The organism is Stieleria mannarensis (genome assembly GCF_014154935.1).
Classification (GTDB): domain Bacteria; phylum Planctomycetota; class Planctomycetia; order Pirellulales; family Pirellulaceae; genus Stieleria; species Stieleria mannarensis.
In genome coordinates, this window is the sequence record NZ_JACEHH010000010.1 from 52714 (window position 1) to 73914 (window position 21201).

Below are 21201 nucleotides of genomic sequence, written 5' to 3' on the forward strand. Positions count from 1 at the left end.
CGTGTTCTCCGAACTCGGCGAGCTGCGAATAGTCGCCGTGTTCTCCGAACTCGGCGAGCTGCGAATAGTCGCCGTGTTCTCCGAACTCGGCGCGGCCGCGAAAAAGCCAGGCTTTGCCCCGCGCCGACCTCGGAGAGGACGGCGACTGTCCAGCCCGATCGAAAACGAAGTTGCGGTAGATAACGCGATTACATCAACAAAAACGCTCGTGACGATGAGACGGAGGATGTCATGGACAATCGCGAACCGCATCCCCGACGCGATCCGTTGTTCGTTCTGATCCTGCTGGGCGTCTGTGTCGTGACCGTGTGGTTGCTGTTGATGCCGTTTTATCCGGCGATCGCGCGGGCGACCATGAAACGCTTTCATCTGTCGACCGACTCGTTCGCTTTGTGGGCCGTCCAAGCTCCGGTTCCGGCGATGTACAACTTCGGCAATCGCTATGAGATCCGCGATTTGCCCGAAGGCTTGATCACGCCGGTGATCGATGCCAGTCGCCCCCGCTACATCAATCACTTTCCCACCCGGGTGCTGACATTTGCCAACGGGCGTTACTCGTTGTTGCATCCCGGCCAGGACCGTTGGGTGACGCTGTGGTCGTCCTATCGCGGGCAAACGCTGATCACAAAGATTCATGCCAAGCCGATCGGTGAAGGCCGGTTCGAGTGGATTCGCGAATCGTCTGAGTTCCTGTCGCCCGAGGGAGGACCGTGATGGATGCTGCAGCGACGCCTGAACCGCAGACCAGTGATGTCGAGACCCTGAGTCCAGGTTCGGTGCGGGTGTTGTGGGCGTACTTGATCGTTCAGATCAGCGTGTTCGGCTCACTGGCGTGGAAGTACGAATTCTTCATGTTGGCCGATCAGGTCTATCACCGCTTGCTGCTTTCCGATCCGTTCTTTCCTGCCTGGTTGCAATCGGCCGAGGTCGTCCGCTGGGCCTACCTGGGATCCCTCGCCGCGATCATCTTGGGCGTGGTCGGGATGTTGCCCTGGGTTCGCACGCTCAGCGCGCTCGGCCAAGTCGGGTGTTTGGGCGTTTTGTTGATCCACCAAGCCAGCCACAACGACATGACGTTTGCGACCAGCTTGTGGGCGTCGATCTGGGTGTTTTGGTTTACCACGCGGATGGATCGCGACGAGCCGAGTGAGTTATTTCGTCGCGGGGCGTTTTTATCCCGCGCGATCGCCTCGATGATCTTGCTTGGCGGTGCAGTCGGAAAGTGGACCCCGGAGTATTGGTCGGGGGAGGTGTTCTTTGACATTTATTTTCTCGACCGCGACTTCTGGGTGTTCAACTACTTGCGCGAGACCTACGACGCCGAGACGTTACGTGGGATTGCGACCTGGTACAGTCGCAAGGTGATCGTGGTCGAGACGCTGTTCGGATTCGGGCTCTGGTTGTTGCCGCCGAAATGGGCAGCGGCGCTGGGCATGGCGATCTTCTTTTCGATCGCGTTCTTTTCCAATCACCTGCTGTATTCGGTGTTGCTCTGTCTGGTCGGGCTGTCGTCGGTCGGGTTTTTTGTTCCGAAGGCGAACAACGGCTCCTAGGCGGATTTAAAAGGGACGGGGGTTGATTGCGACGCTGATCGAGGATCAAACGCCGGCCGAGCGTTCATCGATCGGTTTCGATTCATTGTTGAACGCGATGACTTGGAGGCCGATCCGAGCGATGGGGCCGGCCGGGATGATCAGGACTGAAATCGGGTATCTACTCGGCAAAATGATCGGTGGTGAAGGAAAGGTGCGCTTTAAATGTGACTCGCGTTGTCCCGGCATCAACTGAATCTGGGCGGTTAGGTCTGGCATCGGGATCTTAAAAAAGATGCCACCCCACTGAGTGCCTTGACGATGTTTCGAGATCGATACGATCGTGCCAGGGGCGATGCAAGAGTGAAAACACCTCATGCTAATGCTTTCAACTTGATCGAATAAACGCTTGCGGCGGCAACCGTTCGTTCGCCTGCCGTGTTACGCTAAAACAATTCAGCGTCAGGTGCCTGCGATCAATCGATAAAGTTCTAGAATGCAGAATGAATGACACAGTGCTTCGAATTCTGATGGTCGTCCAAACCATCATGCTGGTCATTTGTTCTGTTTCCTCAAGTCCAACGCAAGATGAGCCGGGCCATATGGTTGCCGGCCTCGAAAATTGGAAAACGGGAGCATTTGATCTCTATCGCGTCAACCCGCCGTTAGTGCGGCTGATTGCGACGTTGCCCGTTTTGGCGATGCCCCATCACACTGACTTGTCGCTCTTGCGTGTCGATCCGTTTGCGCACCGAGCCGGCAGCCGGCCCGTGTTTCGTCTGGGCGCGGATTTTGTTGATGCCAATGGGATTCGCACGATGTCGTTGTTGCGATGGGCGCGGTGGATGGTGATTCCATTCGCGCTGCTCGGCACCGTGGTTTGCTACTATTGGGCCAACGGGCTGTACGGAAAACTGGCGGCACGGATCGCGGCCTCGCTTTGGGTATTCTTTCCGATGGTCATTGGACATGGGTGCTTAATCACTCCCGATGTTCCGTCAGCATCCGTGATTGTTTTGGCATGCTTTTTGTTCCGGCGATGGTTATTCGCTCCGGGGTGGCACAATGCGACGTGGATGGGCATCACGCTGGGATTAGCGCTGTTGACTAAGTTCACGGCACTCATTCTTGTTCCGATTTGGTTCCTGTTGTGGCTGGTGGTACGTGGCTTGCTCTTAACCGATCGCTCCCGTGGACGATGTTTTAAAGATGCGTCGATGATCGCGTGGAGCGGACTGCTTTCTGCTTTGATCATTCATGCTGGATATTTGTTTGAACGTTCTTTCGAACCTCTTGGTGAGTTTGAATTTGTCAGCCGAAGTCTTGGTGGTGACGACCTGACGCGAGGCCGTGTGGGCAATGTCTTTGGGGGGACGGTCCTACACTCAATTCCGGTCCCTCTACCTGCAAATTATCTGCTTGGGATTGATGTACAGCAACGGGATTTTGACCAACCGCGTCTTCCGAACTACTTATTTGGAATACACCAGTCCGAGGGCTGGTTGGCCTATTACGCGTGGGTACTGTTACTGAGAGCACCGGCTGGATTCCTGCTGCTGGCGTTGGTGCGGAGTGTGTCATTGCCATGGGCTACGGCGAGTCGTTGGCAGACCGTTGAGGGCACGACCTTGCTTGCGCCGGCAATCGTCATCTTTGTCGTCGCAAGTCTAAAGACGGGACTGAATCAACACGGTAGGTATCTATTGCCTTGTCTGCCATTTCTCTGTATTTGGCTAAGTGGTTTTGCAGCCACGTGCGATCACCCTGGCCAAGCCGACACAAAGCGAATTGACCGGGGGAATACTCGCCAGCTTGGGTGTCAAACACGGAACCGGCGGATTCGTGGCATGTTTTTGCTAACGCTTGTTACTCTGCACGGTATCGAGTGTTTGACGGTGTTTCCGCATTGCATCAGCTTTTTCAATGTCCTTTCAGGTGGTCCTAAGCAAGGTGCAGACTACTTGCTGGGTAGCAACATTGATTGGGGGCAAGACCTGCGATGGCTTCAGCGCTGGCGGGATTTGCAGCCCAGTCACGCAAAGGACCGAACGTACCTTGCGTTCGAGGGGCAATACAATCCATTTGAACTGCTCGCGGATTCCATCGACGAATGGCCTTGGACATCAAGTGACCAAGCCGTGGCGATTGATCACCGAGCGTCGTACGCGGTTTCAACCAATGTTCTTTATGGAATGCCAGTTTCGATCATTGACAGAGACGGGAAATTTGTCGAAATGGATTCGCGACCGCTGGAGCGATTGCGTCGGGAAGAACCAATTGGCTGGGCTGGCTATTCAATTCGCATTTTTTCTGCAACGCAGCTTAAAAGAGCTTATGGGGTAGCCGAAGAAAATTGAGAGGGAAGACAGTGAGCCGCGACTAGCGTCGCGTTCCCTGTTCGCGATGGAGCTTTGCATCGATGCTGTAGCTGAAAAAATGGACGGAGGTATCACACATGGAAACGTGAAAACCAGAGAAATGTACAGCGCCAAATCGTCGTTCGAGCGGCTCCATGTGTCGTGAATCAGCCGCAGGTGGAACGTGTGTCCAACGGGTCGTGTCGAGATCAACGCCGCTAAACATGCTCTGGTCGTGACCGTTGTCGGCACTTGTACCATATCCCAGTTCCGATACTCTTTTCTCTCCGATCAGATACGTGTAGGACGTTCCGTCCGAAATGTCAGAGAGCCGGGCGCTTCCCCTTTCCCAAGAAACTCCCGTTACTTTTTGCGAATCGATCCATGGGTATGATCGAATGTCGGTTAAAGAAGCTGACCGTGGGCCTGGCCCCGAGTTGCTGACCCAGTCTCCCTCGTTGATCGCGTAATCCGTGCGATTCGAAAACTGAACATTAGCCGCATTGACGTAGTTGATCTCTGCGGCGACGGGCATCGTTGGTGCACCCGGACGACTTGGGCATCTGAAAATTGAGATGGGAATTGATGCCATCTCCGCAAGTCGATTGGCTCGTTCTGTCCCCGACACGGCGGAGATGGACGAACTGATCTGCCCTTGTTCGATGAAAGGGAGCAATTGAAATGCCCACCCACCGGGTTGTTGCTCCTCCGTTCCACGTCCCGGTTCCCCCATCCAGCGGAATCCCCATCCGTTTGTCGGTATGCGACGATAGGAATTGTGAAATTGGTGGATCCCCAACGCAAGTTGCCGAAGGTTATTGCTGCACGCCGTCTTGCGACTTGCTTCACGTGACGCTTGAACGCCGGGAAGTGCAACCGCAACCACCACGGCAACGATTGCGATGCAGACCAGCAGTTCGATCAACGTCAATGCACGACGAGAATGTTGAGTCATCATGTGCCTGTCTTGCGTATCGGTAGCGATCACGTTGCTCTGGCTCTGTACTTTGAGATGCCCACTGCGATCGCCAGGACGACGGCAGCGATGATCCCAAGTAGAACCCTGAAAAATACTCCTGAACTCGACCGCTGCTCTGGAAGATCCCAAAACTCCTTCGACGCCCGGTCCGTTACATCCTTCCTTGAGACCTCCTTGATGGATTCGATTTCAACATTCCACCGGTCATCGTTTCCGTAGCTCCAGTCTCTCGATTCTGTGCCGCCTCCGAATCCGAAGCGACCGGGGACAAAGATGTCCTTCAGTGCAAGGTAGTCGTCCAACATCAAGGTGCTGTATCCTTGGTAGTTCGCTTCCTCGACCTTGAGGTACCTGTCAATGCGCGTCGGAAGCCAATGCTCGGCTTTCGAAAACTGAACATGCAGATGCTGCACCATCCCACCTGCCCGGGGACCCGCCGCCTTTTTTGCTTCTTCGGTCAACGGTTCAAAACGGACTTCAATCGCATCGTCCGATCTCGACTCAACTTCGAACGAACACAACTCGCTCAAAGGACGGTCTTGCAGGCTGATTGCAACAGGCAAATCCAGGATTCGATCGAACAGAAATAAGGGAGCAGGATCACGTCGACTGGGTGAAACATAGCCGACCCGATAGCGTTCACTCTTTCGGTCTTTCTCTAGAAAGGAATACGCGTTGGGTTCATCAATCGCCACGTACCAAGGCTTCAGTGGAGGCTGCAGACCGGCTGCAAGCGCGATGCGTTCACCCTGTTCAACGAGATACTCCGGTCGATCGGCATAGATCGTGACACGACTGTACTCGATCCCCTGGTCCCCAAAGCCGTGACGCACAACTTCCGCCTCGATTGCAACTGGAGGCAAACTCCTGAGTCCGCGTTGGTTTTCAATCCAATGATCCCACAACATCGGGACAGTGATCGAATCCGCAGTGCGTTCATGAAGCGGAAGTCTGTCTTGTGACCGAGCGACGGATGCATCAAATGAACACGAATAGCTGAAGGCAAGTATCAGCAATGCACCCCAGGATCTTAATTGTAGCCACTTACGCTCAGGAATCCGTTTGTCGGAAGTCGACTTCGCAAGTAATACATTGACCCCATAAACTAGATTAGCTTTTGACATCGACATTGACAGTTCGCCTTAAAACGAAATCGCTCGCACTGAATCAAATAGTGTGCACCACTTATCCACACGCCATAGCTGGGGGATGCGAAGAGCCCGCCGTTCAGCCATGGCGTATGGAAGATCGTGTCACACGCTTGCCTACTACACTACAGCACAGTAACACGGTGTGCCTGCACCACCAAACGGGTGCATGCACCGATAGCACTCAAACTCACCCGAAACACCGCTGCATTCCCCAGAGCAGACGTAGACATAACTCCCACTCCCAGCATCCCCTACCTGATTCCACGCGCAAGTGTCAGTACACGCGGCGTGTGCAATCTGAGACGCAGCAAACACGGCCAAACCAAGAACCAAACCACTTAAAATAGAACGCATTCTACTTCTCCATCGTGACGCTAAAAAAATCGACGGCAACAACGGGCTGACGTCTGGAATCGGTGTAGATCAATAGCCGCTCATGAAATCGACCAGGAGTCGTGCTGACCAGGCGCGCTTCGAACTGCCGAGACTCATGCGGTCGAATAAAGCCTGCGTAGCGACGCGTCCCCATGCATGAGCAACTGGTGGTGACGCCGACGACTTCGACATCGCTGCTTGATCGATTGTGGAGTTGGAAGTTGACAAAAACTTCCGTATTGATGGGGATTTCACCGATCTGGTCGACATACGCGAGGATCGGTTTGGGACCGTTGATCAGACGATCGCCCCAATCTTCGATGCGTTTTTCCGTCGCCAGCCATGTCACGCAGGCAAGACCGACAGTAAACCAAATCGGTACTTGATGGAGCGACCATAATTCTGACAGCTCGCTTATCGCATCCGTCAATCCTTGATGGGAATACAGTCTTACCAAAGCAACGGTAGCCGCCACGGCGCAGATGGCGCCGGTAATCACTGGATGGATCGCCACCATCCCGAAACACCCGCAATCCACATACCCCAGGCCCCAGCGAATCAAGGAGATGACGGCGAAGACCGAGAATACGAGTACACAAGAGAGCTGTTTAGCAGCTGTCGCTACGCTTGAGTATAGAAAAGTAGCGTAAGCAAACTCGAATACGATCGAGACCCAGAGAAGAGAGCTCGGAAGTTGAAAATGAAGATCCGCGAAGTCGTCTGACGTGAGTGTATAGACCTTTAGGCCTGCACTCACGATAAGCCCCAAAGAGACTAGGAGAAAACCGCTCCTATCCCAAGTTTGATTCGATTGGTGAATTTGCCCCGGCATCCGCCCCTCACCTACTCCACCGTTCTGTAACGCGATTGCGCGGATTGCAACCACACGCACCCTAGACTTCTAGGGGGGGGGCGTCAATAGCCTGGCTCTCGTTTTTTCAAAATAGCTGAACTAAACCAGTAGTGACATTCAGGCTGTTCAATAGGCGATCTCGATAAAGGGGATGGGGGACGACGTCGGTGGAACTGGCGATCTGTGTTTGAATCGGTTCGTTTGTCTGATGGCGCGATCGATGGAAAGAAGGAAGCTGTCTGGCGCGAAACGAGTGGGCGGTTAGTGCTTTCTGATTAACGGTTGCTGCGAAGCAGCGACGGGGGAATCGCCTAAAGGCCAGACACCAACGGTTGCTGAATCAATCCAGACGGAGGCGGTTGTCGGAAGGTGCGGTGGCGATTCTCGGGAAGTTTTTTTAATTCTGCGTGACAATTCACAAGCGACTCAGCCAACAATAGACGGAGAGAGGAAGGGAAATCATTTTAAACCTCGAACTTGAGTGCTCGCGCCATGCCGAATCTGCCATCACGCCGTTTAACGCCGCGGCGGCGTCTGCGGTTGCAAAGGTTGGAACCACGCCTGCAGTTGGCCGGAGACGGGGTGAACGTCGAATTTGGTGACTGGCACAACCAAAGCAATGCCTGCGACGTCAATGGGGACGGCTATGTGCACACGATCGATGTGTTGCAAATCATCAATTTGATTGGTGATTACGAATTGTCGACGATCGAGACGATGCAATCGGCTTGGAACGCAGACGTTCCCGATGCCACGGAACCCTTCGGTGGATTTCATCCGGATGTCAGTGGCGACGGAGTGATCGGGCTGGTGGATGTCTTGCGCGTGATCAATCGATTGGCGATCCAGCAGGCGTCGGCGCCTGTAAACGGGCAGGTCGCGGTGATCCCGGATGACCAGGGAGAACCGACTTCGGTGGTGTACACCGCGGACGATGGACGATTCAAGTCGGTCGGAGTGGATGAACCCGGCGTGACGGTCGTCTGGAATCGAGGCAACGTGTATCTGCGCAATCAGGATTATATGCCCTTGATCATTGCCAAACCGGCAAGTGGCTTGTTGGTCGCCGAATATGCCAATGGCGATGGAGCGGCGACGGTCACGCAGTTCGGCGGCGACGGAAGCGAAACGATTGAGCAGTATCTATGTATTCCCGGCTGGTCGATCGGCACGCCGCTCGTGATTCTGCCAACGGAAGAACTCCCCGTGAGGCCGCCGCAATTGGTGGAGCCCGACGATGTTCGTCGGCCGATCGAAGGATTTGAAGAGACGTTGGGTGCGATCGTGTCGCGTCAAACGCATTACGCCGACGATTCATCGATCGAGTTTCTGTACGAAGAAGCGTCGGCACAACACCTGATCTCCGTGACCGCCGCACTTCCATCGGGACCGTCGCTGACGGTGAACGTCGACTGGACGTTTCTTCCACCGGACTTGGAGCAGCGGATCTGGACCGCGCTTCGATCGGACAATCCGCCGGCGTCTCCGGTCAGTTTGTCCGAACTTTTGTCGGGTTAAAACGTTTGAATGAAAGGACTACTTCATCATCTCCTGCAGTGTCGCGAGGTCCTGTTTGATCGCGGCGAGGTGTTGGGGGACGAGTTCCGATGGGCGATGATCCAGGTATTCTTCGTGCAGTGAGATCGGGCCGGTGAAGTCGCTGTCGGCGAGCATTTTGAAGAAGGATGGGTTGACCCGTCCTTCGCCGAGGGGCACGTTTTTCATCTTCGCGCCTTCCCAGACGAAATCTTTGACGTAGACCGTGTCGATGTGGTCGCGGATCATGCGAAAGGTCGTCGGCCAACTGGTGCCTCCCTCGACGGTGGCATGCCGGATGTCATAGGCCATGCCGATATCGGTCGGCGCGATACCGGCAAGGACGCGATCCAGGTCCCAAATCGCGGCGCCCATGTACTTGTTGCCGGCGTGGTTTTGGTACAAGCCGGTGATCCCGAAATCATGGTTCAATGCGGCAAGATCGACGAATTGATCGTGCCAATTGGCGATTTGGTCGTCGATCGACAGGTCCGGGGCATAGTGAACATATTTCATGCGGTAGCGCGTGATGCCCAAGGTCGCGGCGGTCCGCAACACACGCTCGGTCAACGGATCGCCGGGGTCGTTGATGTCGGAGGTCATGACGGTGATTTTCAGGCCGCATTTGGCCAGCGCTTCGACCAATTTGGGCAATTGGTCGGCGCAGTTTTGCGGCTCGATGTGTCCGCCGCGACGGATCGGGGCTTCGATGCCGTCATAGCCGATTGCCGCGATCTTTTCGGCCAGTTCGTCAAAGGAGAGCGAGTTAAACGGTTTGGTGAACACGCAGATGGTATTCTTAGATGAGGCCGCCTCGTCATTTCCGAGCGTCGATTTTGCGTCGGTAGCGGTCATGCCAGCGGCGAAACTGGCGGCGGATGCGGCGAGGAAGCAACGGCGACTGAGGGTCATGGATGCTAGATTCGGTTGGTGTGGATGATGTGGGATAGGCTTCCAGCCTGTCTGAATGTTGGGGCGACAGGCTGGAGGCCGATCCCACATTGGACATGACAGGCTGGAAGCCTATCCCACGTTTAGAAGAGGGAGTTGACCCATGATAACTCAAACACACTGGTACACGGAGACAGACGACGGGCGGATTCTGTGTCAGCTCTGCCCGCGGGCCTGCCGGATGAAGGATGGCGATCGAGGGTTTTGTTTTGTTCGCAAGAACGTCGGCGGCCGAATGGTGTTGGACACCTACGGCAAGAGCACTGGATTTTGCATCGACCCGATCGAAAAGAAACCCTTGAATCATTTCTTGCCCGGCACACCGGTGCTCAGTTTCGGTACCGCCGGCTGTAACTTGGGGTGCAAGTTTTGTCAGAACTGGGACATCTCCAAAAGTCGTGAAGTGGCACGATTGAGCGATCGTGCGATGCCCGATGAGATCGCGGTGGCGGCACAACGATCCGGTTGCCGCAGCGTCGCGTTCACGTACAACGATCCGGTGATTTGGGCCGAGTATGCGATCGACACGGCACAGGCCTGTCGCGATTTGGGGATCAAGGCTGTTGCCGTGACCGCCGGTTACATCACGCCGACCGCCCGCGGTGATTTTTTCGCTGCGATGGACGCCGCCAACATCGATCTGAAGGCGTTCTCGGAGGACTTTTATTACAAGGTGACCAGTTCGCATCTGCAACCGGTTTTAGACACCATCGAGTATGTCTGCAACGAAACCGATTGTTGGGTCGAACTGACCAATTTGATCGTTCCGCGTGAGAATGATTCGGCCGATGAAATCCGGCAGATGTGCACGTGGGTCATGGACCATGTCGGGCCCAATGTGCCGATTCATTTCACGGCCTTCCACCCCGATTTCCGAATGACCGATCGCAACGGGACAGACTCGTCGAGACTGGTCATGGCTTATGAGATCGCCAAACGATGCGGGTTAAACTATGTGTACGTCGGCAACGTGCACGATGTCGCCCGACAGAGCACGTATTGTCACGGTTGCGGTGCGATGTTGATCGAACGTGACTGGCACCAGTTGGGACACTACACGTTATCGGGGAATCGTTGTTCCAAGTGTGGGGAGACGATCCCGGGGGTGTTTGAAAAGGCGCCCGGGGATTGGGGCGGACGGCGGCAGCGTGTCCGGATCGAACCACTGGAGCCGCCAAAGCAGCAGGTGCCAAATCAGCAGCCGCGCGAACCGATCGATGCGGCGAGATCTGGAAGCGACGAAACACAACGGCAACCAACGGTGGAGGGGAGTGCAGTGACGATGACAGACCTAAACGATCTGACGAAATTAACCGAGGATCAGAAACAGACGATTTTGAAAGCGGGCTCGGCGATGGTCCAGGCCGCGGTCGGCGGATTGGATCTGTCCGTGGCAATCGAGTCGCTCGGTGATTTGGCCGAGCTGCCGATCGACGGCGTGTTTGTGACCGTCAAACGTGGCGAAACGCTGCGCGGCTGTTGCGGCCGTCAGGGCGGGGCGATGAAACTGGGCGAAGCGATGGCGGATTCCGCGGCGCGGACGGCACGCGACCCACGGATGGCGCCGCTGTCGATGAGCGAATTGCCGTACTTGGATTTGTCGGTTTCCCTGCTCGGCCCCCTGCGACCGATCGGCGTCCAAGGGGACCAACGCGAACAGGCCGTCGAAGTCGGCAAGCACGGTTTGCGCATCCAGTTCGGTCACAACAGCGGACTGCTGTTGCCACAGGTCGCAACCGAACAGGGCTGGAATGCACACCAATTCCTCGATGCGGTCTGTCGCAAGGCGGGGTTGCCGGCCGGCGTTTGGCTGCGCGACGATGCCGACGTGAGGTTGTTCGACGGCGTCCACTTCGGATGTAAGTTCGAAACCGATCCCTCGCTGTTGCGACACGAGAACGACTTGCTCAGCAAAAACGAATTGTCGCTCTGTCGCGACTGGGTGCGCAGCAATTTGATCGCGTTGCAGATCGGAGCGACGCCGATGTATTACGCGATGGGCGTCAGCGATCTGGAAGTCCTGGGGTTAATCCTGTCGATTCGACATCCCACCCACGGTTCGCATCAGTGGTTGCAGTTGAGTATCAAGGACACACGGCCGATGCAAACGTCGTTGTACCAGATGACCGAACAGGCATCGCTGTGGTTTGATGAACGCGTGTTTTCGGCGAACGAATGTGAGGTGGAGTTGGCTGTGTTGAGTGATTGCGTCCATCACGGACCGGTCGAGGATGCGGACATGCGGGGGACCGATGGCGGAACACGCGCGATGGTGTTGACCGATGGCCGGCGTTGGGCGATTCAGTATGACCGTGGGCAAGAACCACCCGCGTTGATCGAAGCGGCTCGGTCGATGGAGGCGTTTCGTGGTGACGAACAGCTGTATTCGATGCACTGTGATTGTTCCTGCGATTCCATCTCGGTTTCGCTTGGGCCGCGCGCCGACGCCGAATTCACGGTCCGAAAACCCGCCGTGGCCGGTGCGTTTTATGCCGCCGAGGATGCGGCCCGCGAAACGGAAGTCGATGGGTTGCTCAAGGGGTTACCGCCCTGTGAGAAACGCAAGGCGTTTGCCGTGATGGTGCCCCACGCGGGGCTGCGATACAGCGGACGGGTGGCGGCGGAAATTTGGCGACGGATCGAGGTCCCCGATCGCGTCTTGATCATCGGGCCCAAACACACGGCCGATGGCGTCGATTGGGCCGTCGCGCCGCATCACCATTGGCAACTCAGTGCATCGGTCCAAATTGCCGGCGACGAAGAACTGGCTCGCGAGTTGGCCGAACAGATTCCCGGCATGGAACTGGATTCGCGGGCCCACGCGCGCGAGCATGGGATCGAAGTTCAATTGCCGCTGATGAATCGGCTGTGCCCCGATGCCCGGCTGGCTGCGATCGCGATGCATGGCGGGGACTTGCCGGCGTTTGAAGCGGCCGCGTCGGCCCTGGCGGACTGGATTCGCGAGCAGGATCAGCCTCCGCTGTTGGTCGTCAGCAGCGACATGAATCATTTCGCCGAAGACAGCGAGAATCGTCGCCGAGACCGGTTGGCACTCGACGCACTGGCCACCGGCGATGGTGCGGAATTGCTGCGCGTTTGCGGCGAAGAAAACATCAGCATGTGCGGCCAAATACCCGCGGCGATCGTGTTGATGGTGATGCGAAAGCTGGGCAAAACTGCCAAGGCGGAGGAAATCGCCTACGCGACCAGCGCTGAGTATGGCAGTGGTAAAGACCGCGTGGTGGGGTATGCGGGGGTGATTTGGCAGGATGCGTGAGCTGGCGGGATTGGATTGCAATCCGTCAGCAATGCGTCTTGCGGTCAGGGGCGGGTTTTCGGTATGGCGTAAGGTTTCACCAGAAGATCAGCCACGAAAAGGATTTTGTGTCGATGCGATTGTCTCGTTTTCATTCCCCGGGCCGACGGTCTCGCCTGGTCGCAAGCCTCGGCTTGACGGCGGTCGTCTGCGTTCTCCTTTCCAGCCAAACCGGGTGCCTGGGCCTGCTGTCCAACCTGATTCATGCCTCCGGGGCCGACAAGACTCCGGCCGCCTATGACGGGTTGGAGGAATCACGAGTTGCCGTGGTGACGCTCACGGAAAACAGCCAATTCAGCGATGATATTTCGGCGCGGATTCTGGGCCGCAACGTGATGCAGTGGTTGGCCAAAGAGGTGGATGACATCGAACTGGTGCGCGATGACAAGATCGCCAACTGGCGCGACACGCACGGCTGGGACCAGATCGAATTTGCCGAAATCGGCCGTGGCGTCGACGCCGAAAAAGTGCTGGCGATCGAAGTGACGAATCTGAAACTCCGCGACGGAGCGACCTTGTACCGGGGCCGCGCCGATGTGCACATTTCCGTGATCGATGCGAAGACCGGCGACGAACTTTTTAGTCGAGACATCGACGATTTTACGTACCCCAACACCGCCGGGGTTTACACCAACGAAACCACCGAAGCCCGGTTCCGAAAACTGTACTTGGGCATTTTAGGCAAGCGAATCGCGCGGCAATTCTACCCGTACGACCGACACGAGGATTTTGCACTCGATTCCATTATCGCACGCTAGGACGAACAACAACGAAAATGAAAGTCAACGAGTACTTTGACGGGAATGTCAAATCGATCGCGTTTGAAAATAGCGAAGGCCGAGCGACGGCAGGCGTGATGGCCATTGGCGCCTATGAATTCTCCACCAGCGAGCACGAGCTTGTGAAAGTCGTCTCGGGTGAATTGAAGGTGAAGCTGCCCGGTGCCGCCGAGTTTGCCTCCTACCCGACCGGGACCGAGTTCCGTGTCCCCGCAGGAGAAAAATTTCAATTGCAGGTCAAACAGGCGACCGCTTACCTTTGCTTTTATGGTTAGTCGTTACAGCACGCCTTTGGTGCTGGGAACGCTGTCCGAGCGCGGGTCGGATTCGGCAGCCATGCGTATCGCCCGGGCGACCGACTTGAACACGCATTCGGCGATGTGGTGTGCGTTGCGGCCGTGGTGCAGCACGACGTGCAGATTGCAGTTGGCATTGGCGGCAAAGGATTGCCAGAAATGTTCGACCAGTTCGCTGTCAAAGGTCCCGATCTTGGGAGCCGCGATCGGTGCGTGGTACTCGAACGCATAGCGTCCGCCTAAATCGACCGCTGCGGTGACCAAACATTCGTCCATCGGCAGCGTGAAGTGGCCGTAGCGACGGATGCCCGCACGAGTGTCCAAGGCTTTGTCGACCGCTTGGCCGAGCGCGATCCCGATGTCTTCGGCGGTGTGATGGTCGTCGACATGCAAGTCACCCTTGGCATCGACATCCAGATCGGTCAACGCATGTTTGGCGAGCAGGTCGAGCATGTGATCGAGAAATCCAATCCCCGAGTTGCGTGTCCCCGAGCCGTCGCCGTCCAAGTTGATCGAAAGACGGATGTCGGTTTCACCGGTGGTGCGTTGGATGGTGGCGGAGCGTGACATGGGGGCTTGGTTGGGGGCGTTTGGGATTGGCGAGTTGGCAGAATATAGCGGCGCAATAGGACCAATGGGACATAGGGGACGTATAGGTCGTCTATGTCCTATAGGTCCTATTTTCCCCTGCGGTCGACAGCTAAGCCGAGATAGGACCAATGGGACAGATGGGACCTATGTGTCCTATCGGTCCGACCCACCGGCCGCCCTACAGCGATTCCAAGAACCGCTGGATCATCATCAAACACGCTTCGCTTTGTTGGTCGGTTCCGACGGAGATTCGCAGCCCGTCGCCCCAATCGGGGAAGTCCATGTAGCGGACCAGGATTTGGTGTTTTTTGAGGAACTGGTGTAGGTCCGCGTGCCGGCCGCTGGGGTGTTGGCACCAAACAAAGTTGGCGTATGAGGGCGTCACGTTGAATCCCAGTTCGGACAAACGGGTTTCCAGGTTGGCCCGCGTGGCATTCATTTTTGCCACGACTTCGGCCAGCCAGTCTTGGGAGTTGATCGCCGCGGTGGCCGCGATCGTCGCCAGATAGTCACAGTTGTAACTGTCTTTGATGTTCGACAATTTTGCGATCAGCGACGGTTGGGCGACGAGGAACCCGAAGCGGATTCCGGCCAAGCCGTAGGATTTACTGAGCGTTCGTGTGACGAGGATGTTGTCGTGGCGCTGGACCAGGTCCAGGCAATTGAAGTCGGCAAAATCCGCGTAGGCTTCGTCGACGACCAAGGGGCAGGGCAACGTGGCCGCGAGCTGCTCGATCTGATCGGCCGGGACCACGGTCCCACTGGGGCTGTTCGGATTGGGCAACAAGACCAGACGCAGGTCCGCGTCGCCTTGACCGAACATCGCCGGCAGGTGCCAGCCGTCGAGGAACGGAATCTGTTCCCAGGAGGCGCCTTGGATATCGGCCAAGGTTCGGTACAGGATGTAACTGGGGTAGGGCAGACGCAACTTCTGGCCTTCGCCGACAAATCCACGGACCAGGATGGTCAGGATTTCGTCGCTGCCGTTGCCGGCCAGGATCCAGTCGGGACCGGGCAGACCGAGCGCGTCGGCGGCGGCCCGGCGGAACAGGCTGGCGGTCGGATCGGGGTAGCGATTGAGTGGCCCGGCGGCGGCGTCTTGGATCGCCGAAACGACCGCCGGCGGTGGCGGGTAGGGGTTCTCGTTGGTGTTCAGCTTGATGTACTTGCCCGGCGGCGGTTGCTCGCCCGGCGTGTAGGGCAACATCCGCGAAAGGGCAGGGCGGAGGTCGGTTTTTGACATGGAGTTGGGAGTTGGGAGTTGGGAGTTGGGAGTTGGGAGTTACTTCCGGATTGAGACGCTGCGGGCGTGGGCGGTCAGGCCTTCTTTTTCGGCCAGTCGCTCGACGTCGGGAGCGATCTGTTTCATCGCGGCTTCGTCGAATTCGGTCACGCTGCCGCTGCGGAGAAAACTGTTGCTGGACAGTCCGGCGGCCCAGGTGCAGGTGCCTCCGGTCGGCAGCACGTGGCTGGGGCCGGCCGCATAGTCGCCCAGGGCGACCGGGGTGTGGTGGCCCAGGAAGGCGGCGCCGCTGTTTTTAATTTTGGCGATCTGGTCGTGTGGGTTGGCCGTTTCGATGTGCAGGTGTTCGGGGGCGAACGAATCGGTCAGCTCACAGGCTTGGGCTTCGTCGCGGACCAGGATCAACGCCCCGAAGGCTTCCAGGCTGTCGAGTGTCAAATCGGCGCGTTCCAGTGAGGCGAGTTGTTTGGCGACTTCAACACTGACCGCGTCGATCAATGATTCGTCCCAGGTGATCAGGATCGCGCTGCCGGGGGAGTGTTCGGCTTGGGCCAACAGATCGGCGGCAATGAAATCGGGGCGGGCGGTGCCGTCGGCGATCACGATCACTTCGCTGGGGCCGGCAAAGGAATCGATGTCGACGGTGCCGTAGACGTGTTTTTTGGCCAACGCGACGAACAGGTTTCCCGGGCCGACAATCTTGTTGACCGCCGGGACGGTGTCGGTCCCATAGGCCAACGCCGCGACCGCTTGCGCCCCACCCATCCGATACACCTCGGTGACGCCGAGTTCGTGGCAGGTGGCCAGCATGTCTTGGTTGTACGCTCCGAAGGGGGTGGGGGGAGCGACGACGGCGATTTCCGCGACCCCGGCAACTTGAGCCGGAACGACAGTCATCAGAACGGTCGATGGATAGGCCGCCGCGCCGCCGGGAACACAGACTCCCACCCGTCGCAGCGGGACGTAACGTTGCGTCAAAGTCACGCCGGGCTGGGGCTGGATGGTGACGTCGCGGTGCAGGATCGCTTTCTGAAACGTGGCCACGTTGTCGCGGATTCGGCGAATCGATTCGATCAATTCCGGGTCGGCGGCGGCGTGTGCGGCGGCCAAGTCGGCGGCGGGGACACGCAATTGGTCGGCGGTCAGGTCGGCTTTGTCGAGGCTACGGTTGAATTTCAGCAGCGCCTTGGTGCCCTCGCTTTGGACTTCCTGGCAGATTCGTCCGACAACTTCGATCGGCGTCAGCGGCGCCCCGAACACCTCTTCGGTCAGCGCCCGTCCGCGGGGGGACACCACGTCGCCTTGGGGGCTGAGTTTGTCACGGAGTTGCTGCAGGATTTCGGCGGATCCGACGCGTGCGTCGACGCGTTGCAAGTTCACAGTTCGGATTTCAGGGGCGGACATCGCAGGTTTCTATCGAGCTCGAATGATGGACCCGGAGGCGGACGGGGGCATGGCGATCCGGGCGGAATCCCTATGATAGCGCCCAACCCCGGTTGGAACCATGCGGCGATGCGACACGCGCGGCCGCGGATGGTCAGGGAACAATACACCGCAACAAACGTGGAACACAGCGGATCTGAGATCGACGGAGAACTCAATGACGGCGGATCAGGGCGAGGGGACTGAGAAAGGAAAGATCGATCGGCGGGCGATGTGGTTCGCGATGCTGCTGGTCGCTGGGGTCGCGCTGGCGTTCCGTTTGCCTTCGTGCCGCGAGAGTTTTTGGCTCGATGAGCTTCATTCGGCGTGGGCGGTCGCGGACCGTTTTTCTGACGTCGCGCCCCGGGCGGCGGCGGGCAACCAGACCACCGGCTACTTCCATCTGCTGTGGGCCTGGTCGGCGCTGGTCGGCCCGGGCGAATTGCCGATGCGGATGAGCAGCGTGTTGGCGAGTGTGTTGGCGTCGGTCTTGTTGGTCGTTGGGGTGACGTGGCGGACGGGAAAGACGTCGGCCGGCGCGGTCGCCGGCGCCGTGTTGGCGATCGATCCCAACGGGGTGTTTTTCGGTTGCGAGTTGCGGGCGTACGCGTTCGTCATGCTGTATGCGGTGCTGGCCGTTTGGTCGATGATGGCATGGCTGGGACCGTCGTCCGAGAGACTTGATCCAGGGGCGCGGAACGGAAGTTGTCCCGGCGGAGCGCGATGGCGGCTGGCGATGTTGTTTTGGATCTGTGTTGCCGCGCTGGTGCACCCGACGTCGTTGGGCGTGTTGGCGTTGCTGGTTCCGCTCGCGGTGCCGGTCGCCTGGAAATGGCGGCGACTGCGTTTGTGGCGCGCCGATTTGATCGCCGGCGTGATCGTGTCGGCGACCCTGGCGGCGCTGGCGATGTCGTCGCTGCCGGAATCGTGGCAGCGGCGGGGATTGTGGAAAGCGTTCGGGCAGGCGACCACTTGGTGGCAGCTCTGGTACGCTTGGTCCTGGGTGCCGATCGTGATGCTGCCGGTGGGCGCGGCGGCGGTCACGTTCCTAGCACGTCGACTCGTGTTTTCGTTGCGGCCCGATCCGACGGGGCACGGCGATGGCTTGCGCCGGCACGCGGACTGGATCGGCGTGCTGCCCGGATTGGCCGGGGCGATCGGGACGGTGCTGTTCTTTTGTGCCTCCTATTTCGAGTGGGTGCCGCTCTGGCATCGTCGTTACTTCGTCGCCGCGCTTCCTTTGATGGCGTGGACGGCCGGTGAGTCGTGTGCGATCTGTGTTGCCGCGGTCGGCGGGATGTTGCGCCGATGGAGTGGTCAACGCAGTGACGCAAATCGAATCATGACGCGGGCAATCGGAATCGCACTGGCGGTGCTGCTGGTCGGTCACATGCTTTGGTACCAGGGCACGTTGCAGACACTTGCCGCGGGGCGTTGGCCGGTCCAGTGGCGTGGGGAGCATTGGCGCGGTGCGGTGGCGGCGGTCCGCAAGGAAATCCGCGACGGAGACGTGGTCTGGTTGGACAGTCAACTGATCGAGGCGAGTTTTCTGCGGCAGCCGATCTCAAGTGTCGGATCGATCCCCGATCGCCAGTGGGAATACTTGGCGTTTCCGCTCCGCGGCCCCTACAGACTCGATCCCGTCGTGGTCGTCGGTGCCTATGAGCATGAAAGCTGGATGAAACATCAGCTGGAGAATCTGCCGCGGCCCGGGGCCAGGGTTTGGCTGATTTCACGATCCGGTGTGCGGTCGAGCGAGCGATTGATCGAGCGGTTGAATCGTTCTCGGTCTGTTTCGGCCGAGCAAGTCTTCCCCGGCCGGCCGGTCGTGTATCGATTGGATTTTGGTGGGTGAAGGAATCAAGTTTATTGTGAGTCGAGACTGGGCAGAGTCGTATACTGAAGCCGGTGTCTAGGCTGAAGCCGATTCTCGGTCGCTCGTCGGTCGGGGAGGGATCAATGCACGACGTCCTTTCCAGGTCGTCGCGGTGAGTTGCTGCCGGCGACGGCCCGGAAGGGCCACCGTACGTGGAGCGTGGGAGCGGCGAGCGGCGAAAGGCTGGACACCAGCGCACGTCGTATTTTGTGGAAATTCGAGACATCGTTCACAACCAAATTCTCTTGATGAAACCGTCTTTCATTGCCGTTGTGATCGTCGCGTTGGGGATCGGCCAGGCATGCCTGTTTCCGGCGGGCGTGACTGCCGTCGAACCAGACGCCGCGGTGGATTCCGGGGCGGCCGCGCGGGGCTATCGGTTCTTGACCGAAACGGCGGTGTTGCCGAGTGATTTTCATCAATCGACGTTCGACGCGTTGTGGACCGTTTGGCCCGAACCGCTGCGCGGTGAAGCCGAGAAGGCGTCGCCGCAGCGGCGCCGCGAGATGGCGTTTGAGCGTTACGGTTTGACGACGCGGCCGGGGGACGATTCCGGGAAACCGTTGCAATACGTCGTGGATTCCAAAGGCGCCTGGACGATGAACTGTTTCTCCTGCCATGGCGGAACGGTCTACGGCGACGTCACGCCGGGCGCCCCCAACAATCGGTTTGCATTGCAGACGTTGACCGAGGAGATCGGCAAAGCGAAATTGGAGTTGGGGTTATTGCCCGGGCGGATGGAACTGGGCGCGATGTTTGTGCCGTTGGGGACGACCAACGGGACGACCAACGCGGTCGTGTTTGGGATGGGGCTGATGAACGGTCGCGACGAGAAGTTGAACTTGGTCCTCCGGACGCCGAAGTTTTTCACCCATCACGACATGGATGCGCCACCGTGGTGGCATTTTCACAAACGACCCAACATCTACATCGACGGCTTTGCCGCCAAGGGGCATCGCGGGTTGATGCAGTTCACCCTGGTGCCCGAGAACGGTCCGGATTTTTATCCCCGTCACGAGGCAGATTTTAAGGATGTGTACGCGTACTTGAGTTCGCTGCGGGCGCCGGTTTTTGACGGCGTGATCGATTCAAAGTTGGCAGAGCAGGGCAGGGCGGTCTTCCAGGCCAATTGTGCCGAGTGCCATGGAACCTACGGCGCCGAGGGTGACTATCCGAATCGACGTGTCCCGATCGGCGAGATCGGCACCGACCCGGTGCGGTTGAACGCGCTGACGGTGGAGGGGCGTAAGAAGTATGCGCGCAGCTGGTTCGCTCATGCCGGCGAGGCGGATCAGCAGCAGACGGTGGTCGATCCCGATGGCTATGTCGCACCGCCCCTGGACGGCGTTTGGGCCAGCGCGCCCTATTTTCACAACGGCAGTGTGCCGACGCTGTGGGACGTGCTGCATCCCCAGCAACGGCCCACGGTCTGGCGGCCGACGTCGACCGACATGGACGCCGAAAAGATCGGGCTGACGGTCGAGGTGGTTCCGCGAATCCCCGACGGCGTCACCGACATGGCGGTGCGGCGCAGTTACTTCGACACGCGGAAATTCGGCAAAAGCAACTTTGGCCACGATTTTCCCGACTTGCTCAGCGAGACCGAAAAGCGGCAGGTGCTGGAGTATCTCAAAACGCTGTAGTGGCGGCCAGGAATTCCCGCCGATCGACTCTGCCATCCCACTGGGGTCTCTCGGCGATGTGGCAGGACTCCGCAGTCAGGTGGAGAGGTCAGAAGATTTTGGAGGTTAGAAAATTGGCTCCAGCGAAGGGAGATGGGATTTCACCATTTTCTTACCCAAATAATCTTCTTACCTGAATCAGCGTCTCGGGGAATCGGTTTAACGATCGAAAGTGGGAGGTTTCCGCCGGCCGGTGGGGATCTACTCTCCGTCGCCGTCCAGGCGTATAACAGGGCCTCCCAGTTACGAGCTTTTTCCCCGC

General features: G+C 58.1%; 17 protein-coding genes. 9 read left to right on the plus strand and 8 right to left on the minus strand.

Annotated elements, in window-relative coordinates; genetic code table 11:
* The first annotated feature begins 231 nt into the window (after window positions 1-231).
* Together H1B37_RS08935 and H1B37_RS08940 are read left to right on the plus strand one after the other, a co-directional pair.
* Entirely contained in the window at window positions 232-714 is a 483-nt protein-coding gene (locus H1B37_RS08935; RefSeq protein WP_182866297.1) for a hypothetical protein, read from the plus strand.
* Window positions 714-1553: a hypothetical protein gene (locus H1B37_RS08940; RefSeq protein WP_182866298.1), complete on the plus strand. Its 840-nt coding sequence runs from the start codon at window positions 714-716 to the stop codon at window positions 1551-1553. The genes H1B37_RS08935 and H1B37_RS08940 overlap by 1 nt, the downstream gene beginning before the upstream one ends.
* A gap of 45 nt (window positions 1554-1598) precedes the next feature.
* On the opposite strand, the gene H1B37_RS08945 is transcribed toward H1B37_RS08940, so the two are convergent.
* Window positions 1599-1811: a hypothetical protein gene (locus tag H1B37_RS08945; protein WP_182866299.1), complete on the minus strand. Its 213-nt coding sequence runs from the start codon at window positions 1809-1811 to the stop codon at window positions 1599-1601.
* 224 nt (window positions 1812-2035) lie between these two features.
* Between H1B37_RS08945 and H1B37_RS08950 the strand changes: the two genes are divergently transcribed.
* Window positions 2036-3889: an ArnT family glycosyltransferase gene (locus tag H1B37_RS08950; RefSeq protein WP_182866300.1), complete on the plus strand. Its 1854-nt coding sequence runs from the start codon at window positions 2036-2038 to the stop codon at window positions 3887-3889.
* A gap of 22 nt (window positions 3890-3911) precedes the next feature.
* On the opposite strand, the gene H1B37_RS08955 is transcribed toward H1B37_RS08950, so the two are convergent.
* The 3 genes from H1B37_RS08955 to H1B37_RS34340 all read right to left on the minus strand — a co-directional run bounded on the left by H1B37_RS08955 (window position 3912) and on the right by H1B37_RS34340 (window position 7286).
* Entirely contained in the window at window positions 3912-4847 is a 936-nt protein-coding gene (locus H1B37_RS08955) for a DUF1559 domain-containing protein (protein WP_182866403.1), read from the minus strand.
* Between the two features lie 26 nt (window positions 4848-4873).
* Window positions 4874-5998, minus strand: coding sequence for a hypothetical protein (locus H1B37_RS08960; protein ID WP_182866301.1), 1125 nt, complete (start codon window positions 5996-5998; stop codon window positions 4874-4876).
* Window positions 5999-6374: 376 nt separating this feature from the next.
* Window positions 6375-7286 carry an Ig-like domain-containing protein gene (locus H1B37_RS34340; protein WP_182866302.1) on the minus strand — a complete coding sequence of 304 codons (912 nt, stop codon included), beginning with the start codon at window positions 7284-7286 and terminating at the stop codon, window positions 6375-6377.
* 453 nt (window positions 7287-7739) lie between these two features.
* Between H1B37_RS34340 and H1B37_RS08970 the strand changes: the two genes are divergently transcribed.
* Entirely contained in the window at window positions 7740-8765 is a 1026-nt protein-coding gene (locus H1B37_RS08970; RefSeq protein ID WP_182866303.1) for a dockerin type I domain-containing protein, read from the plus strand.
* An 18-nt stretch (window positions 8766-8783) separates the two neighbouring features.
* Here the strand turns inward: H1B37_RS08970 and H1B37_RS08975 are convergent, their stop codons facing one another.
* Window positions 8784-9695 (minus strand): sugar phosphate isomerase/epimerase family protein, encoded by a 912-nt coding sequence (locus H1B37_RS08975; RefSeq protein WP_182866304.1) that lies wholly within the window; start codon window positions 9693-9695, stop codon window positions 8784-8786.
* Window positions 9696-9837: 142 nt separating this feature from the next.
* Here H1B37_RS08975 and amrS point away from each other — a divergent pair, with 142 nt between their 5' ends.
* From amrS to ppnP, 3 genes are all read left to right on the plus strand, one after another.
* Window positions 9838-13011: an AmmeMemoRadiSam system radical SAM enzyme gene (gene amrS / locus H1B37_RS08980; RefSeq protein ID WP_182866305.1), complete on the plus strand. Its 3174-nt coding sequence runs from the start codon at window positions 9838-9840 to the stop codon at window positions 13009-13011.
* Window positions 13012-13124: 113 nt separating this feature from the next.
* Window positions 13125-13808, plus strand: coding sequence for a hypothetical protein (locus H1B37_RS08985; RefSeq protein ID WP_182866306.1), 684 nt, complete (start codon window positions 13125-13127; stop codon window positions 13806-13808).
* A 17-nt stretch (window positions 13809-13825) separates the two neighbouring features.
* Window positions 13826-14104 carry a pyrimidine/purine nucleoside phosphorylase gene (gene ppnP / locus H1B37_RS08990; protein ID WP_182866307.1) on the plus strand — a complete coding sequence of 93 codons (279 nt, stop codon included), beginning with the start codon at window positions 13826-13828 and terminating at the stop codon, window positions 14102-14104.
* 3 nt (window positions 14105-14107) lie between these two features.
* On the opposite strand, the gene hisB is transcribed toward ppnP, so the two are convergent.
* The 3 genes from hisB to hisD all read right to left on the minus strand — a co-directional run bounded on the left by hisB (window position 14108) and on the right by hisD (window position 17363).
* Window positions 14108-14695 carry an imidazoleglycerol-phosphate dehydratase HisB gene (gene hisB / locus H1B37_RS08995; RefSeq protein WP_182866308.1) on the minus strand — a complete coding sequence of 196 codons (588 nt, stop codon included), beginning with the start codon at window positions 14693-14695 and terminating at the stop codon, window positions 14108-14110.
* Between the two features lie 199 nt (window positions 14696-14894).
* Window positions 14895-15959: a histidinol-phosphate transaminase gene (hisC, locus tag H1B37_RS09000; protein ID WP_182866309.1), complete on the minus strand. Its 1065-nt coding sequence runs from the start codon at window positions 15957-15959 to the stop codon at window positions 14895-14897.
* Between the two features lie 39 nt (window positions 15960-15998).
* Complete coding sequence (hisD, locus tag H1B37_RS09005; RefSeq protein ID WP_182866310.1) at window positions 15999-17363, minus strand: histidinol dehydrogenase; 1365 nt, start codon at window positions 17361-17363, stop codon at window positions 15999-16001.
* Window positions 17364-17559: 196 nt separating this feature from the next.
* Between hisD and H1B37_RS09010 the strand changes: the two genes are divergently transcribed.
* A complete protein-coding gene (locus tag H1B37_RS09010) occupies window positions 17560-19236 on the plus strand; it encodes a hypothetical protein (RefSeq protein ID WP_182866311.1) in 1677 nt (558 codons plus the stop codon).
* Window positions 19237-19505: 269 nt separating this feature from the next.
* Entirely contained in the window at window positions 19506-20900 is a 1395-nt protein-coding gene (locus H1B37_RS09015) for a c-type cytochrome (protein WP_182866312.1), read from the plus strand.
* The last annotated feature ends 301 nt before the right edge of the window (window positions 20901-21201 follow it).